The organism is Thermophilibacter gallinarum (genome assembly GCF_014982725.1).
GTDB classification, from domain to species: Bacteria; Actinomycetota; Coriobacteriia; order Coriobacteriales; family Atopobiaceae; genus Thermophilibacter; species Thermophilibacter gallinarum.
In genome coordinates this window covers 177,141-190,700 of record NZ_JADCJZ010000002.1, presented here as the reverse complement: position 1 = coordinate 190,700, position 13,560 = coordinate 177,141, and the positions used below count along the sequence as shown (strand labels likewise).

Here is a 13,560-nt window from a genome sequence, read left to right as displayed (position 1 = left end):
GTGTCTGGCACAGTCGGCATGTGCCTGACGCGCCGTCTGGTCGGAGGTGTCGCGAATCCCCCGCGCGGCAGCATTGCGGGGGATTCGCGACGGTTCTTCTCGGCAAACCGTCGCCTTGGCCCCGCACGCCGTCTCTGCGGGGGGGGGGGCGACGGTTCGCGTCGCGGCCGGCGCCGCGGCCGGACCCACGCCCGGCGTCGCGGCGGGGAAATCCCCCGCGCCGCCCGCCGCCCCCTTCGGCGAGAAGCCGCCAACGTGTGCGATACTAATCTGTTAGAGGCGCCTCTGAGGGGAAGCGCCGGACAAGGGAGAAGAGAGCCGGGAGAGGGGCAACCATGGCCGACACCATGCGTGGCGTGTACACCAACCTGACCGAGATCCGCCGCAACGTGTTCTCCAGCGTGGCCAAGATCGCCTACGATATGAAGGACGACGACGAGAAGGCCACCCGTCGCAAGATCCGTGACCTCCCGTACGAGATCATCCCCGGCGACGTGGCCACCTACCGCGAGTCCGTCTTCCTGGAGCGCGCGATCGTCGAGCAGCGCATCCGCCTGGCCATGGGCCTGCCGCTGCAGGGCGTCGACAAGCGCGAGAGCCTGACCGACGGCCTCGCCGACGCCGCGGTCCCCGAGACCTACTACGAGCCGCCCCTGATCAACGTCATCAAGTTCGCGTGCAACGCGTGCGAGGACAACGTCTACCGCGTGACCGATGCCTGCCAGGGCTGCCTTGCCCACCCCTGCCGCGAGATTTGCCCCAAGGGCGCCATCACCTTCAAGGACAAGAAGGCCTACATCGACCAGGAGAAGTGCATCCACTGCGGCATGTGCTTCAACGCCTGCCCCTACCACGCGATCCAGCACCACGTGCGCCCCTGCGCCGACGCCTGCGGCATGCACGCCATCGGCTCCGACGAGCACGGCCGCGCCCAGATCGACTACGAGAAGTGCGTCTCCTGCGGCCAGTGCCTGATCAACTGCCCCTTCGGCGCCATCGCCGACAAGAGCCAGATCTTCCAGGTCATCCAGGCCATCAACCGCGGCGACCAGGTCATCGCCGCCGTCGCCCCGGCCTTCGTCGGCCAGTTCGGCGGCAAGGGCAACGTCGACAAGCTGCGCCAGGCCTTCACCATGCTCGGCTTCTCCGGCATGGAAGAGGTCGCCGTGGGCGCCGACCTCTGCACCGTCCAGGAGGCCGAGGACTTCATGGAGGAGGTGCCCGAGAAGATCCCGTTCATGGGCACGTCCTGCTGCCCGGCCTGGTCGGTCATGGCCAAGACCGAGTTCCCCGACCACGCCAACTGCATCTCGATGGCCCTCACGCCCATGACGCTCACCGCGCGCCTCCTGCGCCAGCGCCACCCGGACGCCAAGATCGTCTTCGTGGGCCCGTGCTCGGCCAAGAAGCTCGAGGCCATGCGCGCCTCCGTCCGCTCCGAGGTCGACTTCGTCCTCACGTTCGAGGAGATGGCGGGCATGATGAAGGCCCGCGGCATCGACGAGTACACCAAGCTCGAGGGCGAGGGCAGCTCTGACTTCGAGGTCGCCTCCGCCGACGGCCGCGGCTTCGCGGTCGCGGGCGGCGTGGCCAGCGCCGTGGTCAACGCGATCAAGGTCCTGGACCCGGAGCGCGAGGTCAACGTCATGAACGCCGAGGGCCTGGAGAACTGCCGCAAGATGATGAAGGACGCCGTCAAGGGCAAGTACCCCGGCTACCTGCTCGAGGGCATGGCCTGCCCGGGCGGCTGCGTCGCCGGCGCCGGTACGCTCCAGGCGATCAACAAGACCGCTGCCGCGGTGCGCCGCTACGCCAAGAAGTCGCCGCACGCCAACGCCACGGAGAACGAGTTCCGCGACAAGATCCCCTCGCTCGAGCGCGAGGAGGACGGCAAGTAGGTGCCGGCTCCGACCGAGCTGCCGCGGGCGGCGGGCCTCCTGGTCCGTCGCCCGCTTTCGTATCAACCGAGGCCCTTCTCGCCCGCGCCCCTCCATGTCCCGTGTGCTTACGAATTCGGGGTAGTTGCAGGGCGAGAAGAACTTCCTGCTTAAGAATCTGGGGTAAGTGTAGGTCTGGGAGCGTCGAGGCCCGCGTTCAGCTCGCATTCGTACACGCTCTGGTTTTCGCGACCTGCGGTTTTCCGGAATCTCCGAGCGCGCGGCCGTCATCTGACCTACAACCACCCCGTCTTCCTAAGCAAGAAATCCGTGCGGCCCTACAACTACCCCGGATTCCTAAGCACGCGGGGGCACGCGAGCGGATGCGTGGCGCGCAGGCGGCGCCCAGCGCTATCATGGTTGACCGCAACCGACCGACGATTCCGCAAAGGGACCCCATGCTCAAGGTAGACCGCGCGATCCTGCACGTCTTCGACTTCGACTCCGGCTCCGCGTACCTCTCGGAGCGACCGCTCGACCTCACGGTCCGCGCCACGCGCTCCTTCGTCCAGCGCCACCTGCGCAAGATCTCGGCCAACGCGGAGAGCCGCCACGGGGCGTTCGCGCCGGACTCCGGCTTTGCCGCCGAGCTCCAGCGCTACCTCGCCGGCGAGCGCGAGTTCGTCGAGTTCTCCACGGAGATCGCGCAGTGGTTCTGGGAGGAGCTGCGCCGCACGGAGGACCTCGAGCAGTGCGACCTGCTCGTCGCCGACTTCACCGACACCGACGCCACGGGCGAGAAGGACGGCGAGGACGCCGGCCCCTCCTTCGACGGTCCGGCGGGCCGCAGGTTCTTCTCGGTCATGCTGCTGCCGCGTCGCCAGGCCTTCGTCCACGAGGTCGCCGGCGACGCCAACGACATCGCCCGCGTCGACGCGACGCTGCCCAACCCCTCGCAGAAGGTCGCGTCCTACCTGCTCGTGGACGCGGAGACCGGCGCGATCGACTTCCACGACAAGGAGCGCGCCGTGGGCGGGGAGTGCGTGAGCATCATCCCGGAGCGCTTCCTGCAGTGCACGAGCGAGGCCTCCAGCCACGAGGTCATCGACGAGGTCAGCGTCATCGTCCGCGACGTGGCGGAGGAGTTCGGCCTGGAGCCGGCGGTGGAGGCCGCACGCGTCAAGGCCGCTGTGGCGAGAAGCGCCGACGTGGAGGAGTCCTTCTCGCCCGCGGAGGTGGGGCGCACGGTCTTCGCGGAGCGCCCGGACGTCGCCGAGCGCTTCGAGGAGCGCGTCCAGGAGGCCAAGCTGCCCGAGGAGGCGCCCGTGCGGCGCGGGGTGGCCAACCGGCTCACCCGGAGCCACAAGATCCGCACCGACACCGGCGTGGAGATCTCGTTTCCTTCCGAGCTCGCGGAGCGCCCCGGCTACCTGGACTTCTCGACGGACGCCGAGGGACGCATCACCATCACCGTGGGCAACGTCGCACGCATCGAGAACCGCTGAGCGGCCCGGGCGGGCCGTCGGCCGCGCCTTGTCCCAAGGCTCGTGTGGGTCTCGTGTCCGAGCTGAATTGTGGCTAGAATAGTGCGGAGAGTTTCGCGAACGCAGCCGATTCACACACGAGGAGACTCCATGTCCCGTACCCGCATCACCCCCCAGGACGCCGGCATCACCCCGCGCTCTGTCACGAGGCGCGACGCCCTGCGCCTGTTCATCGCCGCCGGCCTCTGCACCACGCTCTTCCCCGGCATCGCCTCCGCCGAGACCACCCAGGAGAAGCTCGACGCCGCCCAGCTGAGTTACGACCAGGCCCAGGAGGAGCTCGACCGCATCGCCGCCGAGTACGAGAAGATCGCCACCCAGCTCTCCGCCACCACCGCCAAGGTCGCCGACGTCTCCGGGCAGATCGAGGAGAAGCAGGCCCAGATCGACCAGAAGCAGGACGAGATCGACCAGAAGCAGCTGGAGATCGAGCACAAGCAGGGCGTCCTCGGAGACCGCATGAGCGCCAGCTACAAGGCCGGCCCGCTCTCGACGCTCGACCTGCTGCTCTCGTCCGCGACGTTCGACGAGTTCACGAGCAACATCTACTACCTCGACAAGGTCACCGAGTCCGACCGCGAGATGATTGACGAGGTGCGCCAGCTCAAGGCTGAGCTCGAGGAGGAGAAGGCCGAGCTCGAGACCCAGAAGGCCGAGCTCGAGGAGCAGAAGGCCGAGCTCGAGGAGCTCCAGGAGGAACAGCGTGCCCAGCTCGAGGAGGCGCGCGCCAAGCAGATCGAGTCCCAGGAGCTCGTGGACAACCTCTCCGCCGAGGTCCAGGAGCTCATGGAGAAGCGCGACGCCGAGCTTCTCGCCGCGCAGCAGCTCGCCGAGCAGATGCAGCAGCAGGGCGGCTCCCGCCCCTCCGGCGGCCACGGCAACACGGTGGTCTCGGGCTCCGGCTCGCTCGCGCGCGTGATCAACGCCTGCTACTCCACGCCCTCCCCGGGCAGCGGCCTGTGCGCGGCGTGGGTCACCAACGTCTTCCAGAACGCCGGCATCGGCTCGTTCTGGGGTAACGCCGACGACATGTACTACAGCTGGTGCGGCACGTCGCCCTCCAACGCCCAGCCGGGCATGATCGTCGCGGTGAACGTCTCGCCCGACAGCGCTGCCGGCCGCATCTACGGCCACATCGGCGTCTGCATCGACAGCGGCACCGTGATGGACAACATCGGCTACATCCGCACGACGAGCCTCTCCAGCTGGGTGAGCCACTACAGCGCGCTCGCCACGCCGCTCTGCGGCTGGCTCGGCGGCGTCAAGCTGTCCTAGGGCCCGTCTCGCCTAGCGGGCGCCCGGCGAGAAGGACGGGCGCTCGGGTATACTCCCTACGTCCGCCACGTTCGAAGGGAGGCGCATGGAGGACCTCGAGCCGTCTGTCCCGCGCACGCCCACGCAGGCGGTGCTGCGGATGGTCTCCCTGCTCATGGGTGGCATCGGGGCGCTCGCCCTCGTCGGCGGCCTGCTCGTGCTCGTGCCGGGCGTGCTCGGCGGGAGCGACCTGTGGGCGTCGGTCACCTTCGGCGTCATGATCCTCGTCGTGGCCGGGCTGCTCCTCCTCACGGCCGCCCTCGGGCTCGCCGCGTCCAACAACTCCGCGCGCGTGGGGCCGTACCGGTTCCTGTGCTACCTCGTGGGCCTGGCCGTGCTCGTGGCGATCGTCTGGGGCTGGGGCATGGGCACGTTCATTCTGTTCAATCCCATCGTCCTCACCACCACGATCGTCTACGTGCTGATCTGCTCGCGCCTGGCCGACAAGGTCAAGGAGGAGCACGACCAGGGCGTCCAGGGCGAGACGTTCCTCCGCTCGCGCCACCAGCGCGTCCTGCACCTGCTCTCCGAGCTCATCATCCTGAAGGGCGTCCTCACCGTCGTGGTGGTCGCCGTGATCGGCGCGGCGCTCGTCGTCTACGGCGAGGGCGAGCGAGCCGTGATCTCGGGCATCCCCGTGAGGGTGACGGGCACGCTCTACGGCCTGCTCGTGGTCGGCGGCCTCGCCGCGGGCCTCGCAGTCGGCGTGGGAGCGCTCGGCGTCTGGGGATCCAACCGCCCGCAGAGAATCAGGCCGTTTCTCGTGCTCGCTGCCCTGGCGCTGGCGCTCGACCTCGTGCAGGCCGTCGGCCACGTGGCGGAGCGCGGGGTCTTTGGCCTCACGTTCGACCTCGTCCTCGACATCGTCTTCATGGCCACGTGCGTCTACCTGGCCTATCGCATCGACCGCCAGCCAACGCCCGAGGAGCTCGCCGCCGCCGCCGGCGTCGCGCTCGTGTCCGGGCCCGACCTCACGGAGGAATCATGACGAACGGAACCATGCTCCAGGGCTTCTCCTGGTACCTGCCCGCCGACGGCTCGCACTGGCGCCGCATCGCCGAGCAGGCCGCCGACTTCGCCTATCAGGGCATCACCGCCGTCTGGCTGCCGCCCGCCTACAAGGCCGAGAAGGGCGCCGAGGACGTGGGCTACGGCGTCTACGACACCTACGACCTCGGCGAGTTCGACCAGAAGGGGACCGTTCGCACCAAGTACGGCACCCGTGCGGAGTACGAGGCCGCGGTGCGCGCGCTGCAGGCAAACGGCATCCAGGCGCTCGCGGACATCGTGCTCAACCAGCGCCTCGGCGCCGACGGCTGCGAGGACGTGGTGGCGCGCGAGGTGCAGTCCAGCAACCGCGAGCTCGTGCTCGGCGACGCGCAGACGATCTCCGCGTGGACGCGCTTCTCGTTCCCCGGCCGCGCGGGCGCCCACTCTGACTTCACCTGGGACTGGACCTGCTTCCATGGCGTGGACTGGGACGATCGCGCCAAGCGCAAGGCCATCTTCCTCTTTGACGGCAAGCACTGGGACGGCGCCGTGGATCGCACCGAGAACGCCAACTACGACTACCTCATGGGTGCGGACGTGGACGTGAACGACCCGCGCGTCTTCGACGAGCTCGTGCGCTGGGGCTGCTGGTACGTGGACGCGTGCGGGCTGGACGGCTTCAGGCTGGACGCGCTCAAGCACATCGACCGCGGCTTCTACCTGCGCTGGCTCGACGCCGTGCGCAAGCACGCCGGCAAGGAGCTCTTCACGGTGGGCGAGTACTGGGGCCGCACCGCCGACGAGCTCACGGCCTACCTGGGCGAGGAGCGCGCGCTCTCGCTCTTCGACGTGCCGCTGCACTACAACCTCTACCGCGCGAGCTGCTCCAACGGCGACGTGGACCTCTCCAAGATCTTCTCGGGCACGCTCGTGGAGCGCGACCCGGTGCACGCCGTGACCTTTGCCGAGAACCACGACACGCAGCCGGGCCAGGCGCTGCAGTCCTTCGTTCAGACCTGGTTCAAGCCCGCCGCCTACGCGCTCATCCTGCTGCGCGAGGCGGGCTATCCCTGCGTCTTCTACGGCGACCTCTACGGCATGCCCAACGACGGCAACATCCCGGCGGTGCGCGAGCTGCCGCTGCTGATGGAGATCCGCCGCCGCCTCGCCTACGGCACGCAGCACGACTTCCTCGACGCGCCGGACGTGATCGGCTGGACGCGCGAGGGCGACGCCGAGCACCCGGGTAGCGGCGTGGCCGTGGTCCTCACCGACCGCGACGGCGGCGAGAAGCGCATGTGCGTGGGTGCTGGCCACGCAGGCGAGACCTGGAGCTGCGTCATCGGCGAGCAGGATGACGTGGTGGTGGACGCCGAGGGCTGGGCGACGTTCCACACGCTCGGCGGGCGCCTCTCGGTCTACCTGCCGGAGAAGACCGCCGACGCGCTGGAGAACGACCGACAGCTCCACCGCATCGCGCGCGACATCGCCTCCGACACCGAGGAGATGCGCGCGTAGACCCTCTGCTTACGGAGGCAGGGGCAAGGTCCGCCGCGAGTTCTTGCCGAGTGTCCTTCTCGGCAAGCTGTCTGAGCGCCGGACCTTGCCCCTGCCCTGGGGTTGCGTATGGTTTACAGCTCGAGCTCCATCAGGCGGGCGATCGAGACGATGTAGATCTTGAGCGCGCGGCGCATGGCCTCCTCAGAGACGCCCTCGTCGGGGCCGTGCTCGCCGCCGACCCACTCCGGCAGCTCGTCGGCGGGGTCCTGCGGGCCAAAGGCGCAGGCGCGCTGGAAGTGGCGCGCGTAGGTGCCGCCGCCGATCGTGAACGCCCTGCCCTCGCGGCCGGTGTACTCGGCGTAGGTGTCGAGAAGGGCGTGGATCTCCGGGCTCTCGGGGCTGATGTAGAAGGGCTTCTCGCCGCGTCCGGCCTCGTAGGTGCAGCCGTGGGTCGCGGCCAGCTCGGTGAGGCGGGCGGTGATCTGATCGGCGGTGGTGGAGGTGGGGAAGCGCGAGTCCACGGTCTGCGTGAAGTGGCCGTCCACGGTGCGCACGACGCCCGCCACGAGCGTGAGGTCGCCGAACTTGTCGTCGGTGGCGGCGACACCGGCGGCGCGGCCGTAGGCGTCCTCGGTGAGGGTCACGAGAAGCTCGAGGAAGCTGCGCTCGCCCTCGCCCGCGAGGTCGTTGGCCAGCAGGTAGCGCGCGAGCACGCCGATCGCGTTGACGCTGCCGGCGGGCATCGAGGCGTGGCCGCCGATGCCAGTGGCCGTGACACGCGCGAGGCCGTCGCCGGCGGGCTCGACCTCGATGCGCTCCGCGCCCGTCAGCGTGGCAGCGTCGGCGCGCACGAGCGCGGTGGACTTGCCGGGGATGGCGTTGGAGACGGTGCCGCCGGAAAGCTCCACGATCTTCTCGCCAGCCACGGCGCCCGAGGTGAACTCGCCGCCGTAGAGGCCCTTCTCGCCGCAGATGAGCGGGAACTCGGCGTCAGGGGAGAAGCAGAAGAGCGGCTCGGGGTAGCGCTCGAGGTAGTACGGCACGTCGCCCATGCCGGTCTCCTCGTTGTTGCCGATGATGCAGCGCAGGGTGTAGGGGAGCTCGTTGCCGGCCGCCGCGCGGCGGGCGAAGAAGTGGGCGGCGTAGAGCGAGAGCACGAAGGGGCCCTTGTCGTCGGCCACGCCGCGGCCGATCAGCATGCCGTCCTTGCGCGTGACGGCGAGCGGCGGGAAGTTCCAGCCCTCGCCGGTGGGCACGATGTCGGTGTGGGCGATCGTGGCGACGTAGCGCTCGGGACCGGAGGCGCCGGGGACGTCGGCAAAGCCCAGGTAGCCGTCGAGGTCGGTGACCTTAAGGCCCAGGCGCTTGGCCATGCGTTCGGCCTCGACGAGGGCGTCGTTTGCGGCCGGGCCCCAGGGCTTGCCGGGCTCCGCGTGCTCGAGGTCCTCCACGGAGTCGTGGCGCACGAGGCGGTCCATGTCGGCCACGACGTCCTCCCAGACCTCGTCAACGTAGGCGTCCACCTCGCGCTTGAGCTGCTCGTCGATCATGCGTCCTCCCTGGGCGTAGCGGTTCTTGTCGCCGACCATCTTAGCGCTGCGGCGGCGCGTCGAAGCCCGCGTTGAGGGTTTGGGTTCGGAAAGTGGGGGACGCGAGGCTCACTTTCCGCAAAACCGCAGGTAACAAGTTGCAAAGTTGATTGATTTGAAGAATTTGGCTCATTCTCGAACCCAAACCGTTTTCGGGTTTGGGTTCGCCGCGGCGTCCGAATTAGTTTCATTTCTGCAAAAAAGCAGATAACTGATTCATAGTTTGATAAATGAGGCCTCTGGGAGGGGAAATTCGAACCCAAACCCGTCGAGGGAGGGGTCGGACGAGCGCCTACACCACGAACAGCAGCGCGGCGAGCGTGATGCACACGCTGCCGGCAAGCGTGAACAGGTGGAAGACGAAGTGCAGGTAGGGCACCTTCTTGATGGCGTAGAAGACCGCGCCTACCGTGTAGCTGAGCCCGCCGGCCAGAAGCAGCCAGAACGCGGGCGGCGCCAGGAGCTCCCAGAGGTCGCCGATGTGGAAGACCACGAGCCAACCCATGAGGACGTAGATCAGCGCGGTGAGCCAGGCGGGCTGGCGCTCGCGCAGCAGGCATTCGGCGACGATGCCCACCACGGCCACGCCCCATACCGCGCAGCACAGCACGAGCCCGCCGCGATCGGCCAGCGTTACCAGCGAGAAGGGCGCGTAGCTCCCGGCGATGAGCAGGTAGATGCCGCAGTGGTCGAGCACGCGGAAGACCGCCTTGGCCTTCTCGGGCGCGAGCGCGTGGTAGAGCGTGGAGAAGAGGTACTCGACGATGAGCGAGACGCCCATGATGATGGCGGCAGCAAGTCGCACGCCGCCGCCGTGCGAGACGGCCATCACGATGAGCAGGACGAGCGCGGCGATGCCGAGAAGGACGCCGACCCCGTGGCTCACCGAGTTGGCGATCTCCTCGCCGAGCGAGTAGAGCCGCTTTCGCAGGGGGCGCCGTGCGTCGGTGGCGGTGGTCGAGCTGGTTGAGTCCGTCATGGTCCCTCCTCGGGCGAGGGTCAGGTCGGGGGTATAATGACCCGGTTATTTCCGTTCGCTCGGGGAAAGCATACCCCTCCGTCCCGTCTGGGGGCCCGATTTGAAGAAATCGACGTTTGTCGGAAACCTCGTCGCGTGGGTCGTCGTCGCGGTGGCATGCTGCGCGTTTCTCGCCTGGTACCACCTGACCGAGTTCGACGTGGTCGCAGCGGCCATCGGCGACTCGCCGCTCGTGCAGCTCGGCGTGGTCGCCGCCGCGCCGCTTCTGCTCTACGCCATCGGCGTGCTGCTCGGCATCGCGCTCATGTGGTTCAAGAAGATCCTCGTGGGCCGCGTCGCCAAGCGCCTCTGCCTGGCGATCGGCCTGCTCGCGCTGGCCTTCATACTGCTCGCCGCCCTGCCCGTGCTCCTGCCCGACGCGGCGGACTCGCTGATGGGCCCCGTCGTCGTGGTGGTCTACGTCTCCATGGTTGCCCCGCCGCTCATCATGATGCTTGGGTTCGCCTATGCCGTGGGCTGCGCCGGCGTCGACACGTCCCATCGCGGCCCCTTCGCCAAGTACCTGCCCGACGACCACTTCGAGTAAACGGAGAAGAACATGGAACTCGCGATCGTCTACCTGCTCGTCAACATCGCTGTCGGCGCCCTGGCCTGCTTCTTCGGGAAGCGCCTGTTCTACGTGGTGCTGGGCCTGCTCGTGTTCCTCGGCGTGTTCAACGTCGCGCTCTCGTCCACGGACGGCTCGATGGTCTCGTTCGTGGTCGCCGCCGTGCTCGGCGTGATCGCGGCGCTGCTGTCCAAGTTCGTCTACAAGGCCGGCGTCTTCCTCGTGGGCTTTGCCGCGGGCGCGGCGCTGGGGTTCGTGGTCACGATGCTGCTGCCCTCCGAGGCCGCCGACTTCCTCGGCGTGATCATGGTGGTGGCGGGCGTGCTCCTGGGCCTCGCCGCCGCCCACTGGTCCGACCTCGCCGTGCGCCTGGGCACCGCCTGGACCGGCGCGACGTTCGTGGCGCCCAACCTCCTCGCCGCGGGGCTCGCGTTCCCGGCGCTCGCCGCCCTCGCCGTTCCCGGCGACGCCACCGCCACCTTCGACGCGCTCTCCGCCTATATCGGCGGCGACTTCGCCGCGGCGAACGGCACGGCGATCCTCGTCGGCACGATCGTGCTGGCCGTGGCCGGCGTCATCGTCCAGGGCCGCCAGAAGGACTAGGGCCCGCCGGCACGACCCCTCGCCCGCATTGTGTCGTTTGTGCTAACGTATCCAGCATGAAGAGCGCTGTCGCACATATCACGATGATGATGGTCATGGAGATGCCCAAGCCCGGGCACTCTGCCGTGTCGTGCGCACGTCGCACGGACGGGGAGACCGGGCGCCTTCACTAGGTCGTCTCCGGCGGGAGGCGTCCTCCCACCCACGTCATCGAGCGGAGCCTCGCGCATGATCCAGATACAGAACCTCACCAAGACCTACGGCAGCGCGCCGGACGCGCCGCATGCCCTGGACGACGTCTCCATCGACGTCGTCGACGGCGACATCATGGGCATCATCGGCATGAGCGGCGCCGGCAAGTCCACGCTCGTGCGCTGCATCAACCTGCTCGAGCGCCCGGACTCCGGCCGGATCCTCGTGGACGACGAGGATGTCACGGGCCTCACGGGCGCCGCGCTGCGCAGCTATCGCCGCCGCGTGGCGATGATCTTCCAGAACTTCGGGCTTCTCGCCCAGAAGACGGTGCTCGCCAACGTGTGCTTCCCGTACAAGGCGGCGACCGGCCGCGTCACGGCGGAGAACCGCGAGCGCGCGCTGGAGCTGCTGGACATGGTGGGCCTGCGCGACCGCGCCGACTCCTACCCGTCCCAGCTCTCCGGCGGTCAGCAGCAGCGCGTGGCCATCGCCCGCGCCCTGGCGTGCGACCCCGAGTACATCCTCTGCGACGAGGCGACGAGCGCCCTCGACCCGGCGAGCACCAACACCGTCCTCAAGCTCCTGCGCCAGATCAACCGCGAGACCGGCGTCACGGTCATCGTGATCACGCACTCCATGGGCGTGGTCGAGAAGATCTGCCGCAACGTCGCGGTGCTCGAGCACGGGCGCGTCGTCGAGCGCGGCAGCGTCGCCGACGTCTTCGCCGACCCCCAGTCCCAGGCCGCCAAGGTGCTTCTCGAGAGGGTTGATTGGGATGCTTGATGCTCTGAGTGCGTTTCTCGCCGAGTACGGCGAGCTCCTGGTGGAGGGCACGGGCTCTACCGTCGTCATGGTGCTCGTCCCGACGGCCATCTCCTACGTGATCGGCCTCGCCCTGGGCGTGGTGCTCTACCTGACCGCGCCGGGGTCGCTGCGTCCCATGCCCGTGCTCAACGCGGTGCTCGGCTGGGTGGTCAACATCCTCCGCTCGTTCCCGTTCATCGTGCTCATGGTGTTCATCATCCCGTTCACGCGCCTCGTCATGGGCACGGGCTCGGGCATCCAGGGCACGATCCCGCCGCTCGTGCTGTCCGCGTCGCCCTTCATCGCGCGCATGATCGAGCAGTCGCTCGCCGAGGTCCCGCGCGAGAGCGTCGAGGCCGTCGAGGCCTGCGGCGCGAGCACCCCGCGCATCGTGTTCTCGGCGCTCCTGCCCGAGGCGCTGCCCTCGATCGTGCGCGGCGTCGCCGTCGTGCTGATCTCGGTCCTGGGCTACACCGCCATGGCGGGCGCCATCGGAGCCGGCGGCCTGGGCGACATCGCCATCCGATACGGCTACTACCGCTACCAGACCGACGTCATGGTCGCCGCGGTGATCATCCTGATCGCCATGGTCCAGATCATCCAGAGCGTCTGCGACCTCGTCGCGCGCCGCGTCGACCACCGAATCCAGTAACCTCGTCCGAAAGGAACGCCATCATGTCGAACCTCTCCATCACCCGTCGCTCGCTCCTCGCCGCTGCCGCCGCGCTGACGGCCGTTCCGCTCGCCGCCTGCGGCGGCGCCCCCGCCGAGCAGGGCTCCGACTCCGCCGAGACGGCCTCCGAGCCGCTCGTCATCGGCGCGACGCCGAGTCCCCACGCCGAGATCCTGAACGACTTCGCCGCGCCGCTGCTCGAGGAGCAGGGCGTCTCGCTCGACGTGCGCGAGATGACCGACTACCCGCGCATCAACGCCGACACCGTCACCGGCGACCTGGACTGCAACTACTACCAGCACATCCAGTACCTCGACAACTACAACGAGGAGAACGGCTCCGACCTCGTGAACGTCGCCGGCATCCACTACGAGCCCATGGGCGTCTTCCCGGGCAAGTCGAGCGACATCGACTCCGTCGCGGACGGCGCCGTCATCTCGGTGCCCAACGACCCCACGAACGAGGGCCGCGCGCTCATGCTGCTGCAGGACCTCGGCCTCATCACGCTCGACGAGGCGGCCGGCTACGAGGCCACCGCGAAGGACATCGTCGACAACCCGCACAACCTGGAGATCCTGGAGCAGGAGGCGGCGGTGCTCCCCGCGACGCTCGCCGACGTCGACTTCTCGATCATCAACGGCAACTACGCCATCGACGCCGGCTTCCGCATCGAGGACGCGGTCGCCGTCGAGAACGCCGAGTCCACCGCCATCCGTGAGCAGTACGTGAACATCATCGTCACGCGTCCCGAGCTCGAGGACGACCCGCGCATCGCCGCGCTCGTCGACGTGCTCAAGACCGACGACTTCAAGGCGTACCTGGAGGAGACCTTCGGCGAGAGCGTCCAGGCGGCCTTCTAGGCGGCGGGCGAGAGACCCGGGCGGC

12 protein-coding genes are annotated in these 13,560 nt (G+C 68.6%); 10 read left to right on the top strand and 2 right to left on the bottom strand.

From position 1 onward, the window contains the following. Positions 1 to 335: 335 nt before the first annotated feature. The 5 genes from INF26_RS04770 (at position 336) to INF26_RS04750 (ending at position 7,243) form a co-directional block, all read left to right on the top strand. The gene (locus INF26_RS04770; protein WP_193529590.1) at positions 336 to 1,898 is read left to right on the top strand and encodes a 4Fe-4S dicluster domain-containing protein; all 1,563 of its coding nucleotides are present in this window, start codon (positions 336 to 338) and stop codon (positions 1,896 to 1,898) included. Positions 1,899 to 2,335: 437 nt separating this feature from the next. Continuing rightward, positions 2,336 to 3,382 (top strand): nucleoid-associated protein, encoded by a 1,047-nt coding sequence (locus INF26_RS04765; RefSeq protein WP_193529589.1) that lies wholly within the window; start codon positions 2,336 to 2,338, stop codon positions 3,380 to 3,382. 129 nt (positions 3,383 to 3,511) lie between these two features. Beyond that, positions 3,512 to 4,696 (top strand): coiled-coil domain-containing protein, encoded by a 1,185-nt coding sequence (locus INF26_RS04760; RefSeq protein WP_193529588.1) that lies wholly within the window; start codon positions 3,512 to 3,514, stop codon positions 4,694 to 4,696. Between the two features lie 85 nt (positions 4,697 to 4,781). Beyond that, positions 4,782 to 5,723 (top strand): hypothetical protein, encoded by a 942-nt coding sequence (locus INF26_RS04755; protein WP_193529587.1) that lies wholly within the window; start codon positions 4,782 to 4,784, stop codon positions 5,721 to 5,723. Continuing rightward, positions 5,720 to 7,243, top strand: a complete 1,524-nt coding sequence (locus INF26_RS04750) for an alpha-amylase (RefSeq protein WP_193529586.1) — start codon at positions 5,720 to 5,722, stop codon at positions 7,241 to 7,243. The genes INF26_RS04755 and INF26_RS04750 overlap by 4 nt, the downstream gene beginning before the upstream one ends. 113 nt (positions 7,244 to 7,356) lie before the next feature. On the opposite strand, the gene INF26_RS04745 is transcribed toward INF26_RS04750, so the two are convergent. Both INF26_RS04745 and trhA read right to left on the bottom strand, forming a co-directional pair. Next, entirely contained in the window at positions 7,357 to 8,775 is a 1,419-nt protein-coding gene (locus INF26_RS04745) for a Sapep family Mn(2+)-dependent dipeptidase (RefSeq protein WP_193529585.1), read from the bottom strand. Between the two features lie 331 nt (positions 8,776 to 9,106). Next, positions 9,107 to 9,793, bottom strand: coding sequence for a PAQR family membrane homeostasis protein TrhA (gene trhA, locus INF26_RS04740; protein ID WP_193529584.1), 687 nt, complete (start codon positions 9,791 to 9,793; stop codon positions 9,107 to 9,109). 100 nt (positions 9,794 to 9,893) lie between these two features. Between trhA and INF26_RS04735 the strand changes: the two genes are divergently transcribed. From INF26_RS04735 to INF26_RS04715, 5 genes are all read left to right on the top strand, one after another. Further along, the gene (locus INF26_RS04735; RefSeq protein WP_193529583.1) at positions 9,894 to 10,379 is read left to right on the top strand and encodes a hypothetical protein; all 486 of its coding nucleotides are present in this window, start codon (positions 9,894 to 9,896) and stop codon (positions 10,377 to 10,379) included. A 12-nt stretch (positions 10,380 to 10,391) separates the two neighbouring features. Then, positions 10,392 to 11,003 carry a TM7S3/TM198-like domain-containing protein gene (locus tag INF26_RS04730; protein ID WP_193529582.1) on the top strand — a complete coding sequence of 204 codons (612 nt, stop codon included), beginning with the start codon at positions 10,392 to 10,394 and terminating at the stop codon, positions 11,001 to 11,003. Between the two features lie 228 nt (positions 11,004 to 11,231). Further along, positions 11,232 to 11,981 (top strand): methionine ABC transporter ATP-binding protein, encoded by a 750-nt coding sequence (locus INF26_RS04725; protein ID WP_193529581.1) that lies wholly within the window; start codon positions 11,232 to 11,234, stop codon positions 11,979 to 11,981. Beyond that, positions 11,974 to 12,654: a methionine ABC transporter permease gene (locus INF26_RS04720; protein WP_193529580.1), complete on the top strand. Its 681-nt coding sequence runs from the start codon at positions 11,974 to 11,976 to the stop codon at positions 12,652 to 12,654. Before INF26_RS04725 ends, INF26_RS04720 begins: the two co-directional genes overlap by 8 nt. Positions 12,655 to 12,677: 23 nt before the next feature. Further along, positions 12,678 to 13,535, top strand: coding sequence for a MetQ/NlpA family ABC transporter substrate-binding protein (locus tag INF26_RS04715; protein ID WP_193529579.1), 858 nt, complete (start codon positions 12,678 to 12,680; stop codon positions 13,533 to 13,535). The last annotated feature ends 25 nt before the right edge of the window (positions 13,536 to 13,560 follow it).

What these genes read in the sequence shown, in the direction of transcription:
- INF26_RS04720 (WP_193529580.1), top strand. Translation starts at nt 11,974, where the DNA reads ATGCTTGATGCTCTGAGTGCGTTTCTCGCCGAGTACGGCGAGCTCCTG.
- INF26_RS04725 (WP_193529581.1), top strand. Translation starts at nt 11,232, where the DNA reads ATGATCCAGATACAGAACCTCACCAAGACCTACGGCAGCGCGCCGGAC.
- INF26_RS04770 (WP_193529590.1), top strand. Translation starts at nt 336, where the DNA reads ATGGCCGACACCATGCGTGGCGTGTACACCAACCTGACCGAGATCCGC.
- INF26_RS04730 (WP_193529582.1), top strand. Translation starts at nt 10,392, where the DNA reads ATGGAACTCGCGATCGTCTACCTGCTCGTCAACATCGCTGTCGGCGCC.
- INF26_RS04745 (WP_193529585.1), bottom strand. Translation starts at nt 8,775, where the DNA reads ATGATCGACGAGCAGCTCAAGCGCGAGGTGGACGCCTACGTTGACGAG.
- INF26_RS04750 (WP_193529586.1), top strand. Translation starts at nt 5,720, where the DNA reads ATGACGAACGGAACCATGCTCCAGGGCTTCTCCTGGTACCTGCCCGCC.
- INF26_RS04765 (WP_193529589.1), top strand. Translation starts at nt 2,336, where the DNA reads ATGCTCAAGGTAGACCGCGCGATCCTGCACGTCTTCGACTTCGACTCC.
- INF26_RS04760 (WP_193529588.1), top strand. Translation starts at nt 3,512, where the DNA reads ATGTCCCGTACCCGCATCACCCCCCAGGACGCCGGCATCACCCCGCGC.
- INF26_RS04755 (WP_193529587.1), top strand. Translation starts at nt 4,782, where the DNA reads ATGGAGGACCTCGAGCCGTCTGTCCCGCGCACGCCCACGCAGGCGGTG.
- trhA (WP_193529584.1), bottom strand. Translation starts at nt 9,793, where the DNA reads ATGACGGACTCAACCAGCTCGACCACCGCCACCGACGCACGGCGCCCC.
- INF26_RS04715 (WP_193529579.1), top strand. Translation starts at nt 12,678, where the DNA reads ATGTCGAACCTCTCCATCACCCGTCGCTCGCTCCTCGCCGCTGCCGCC.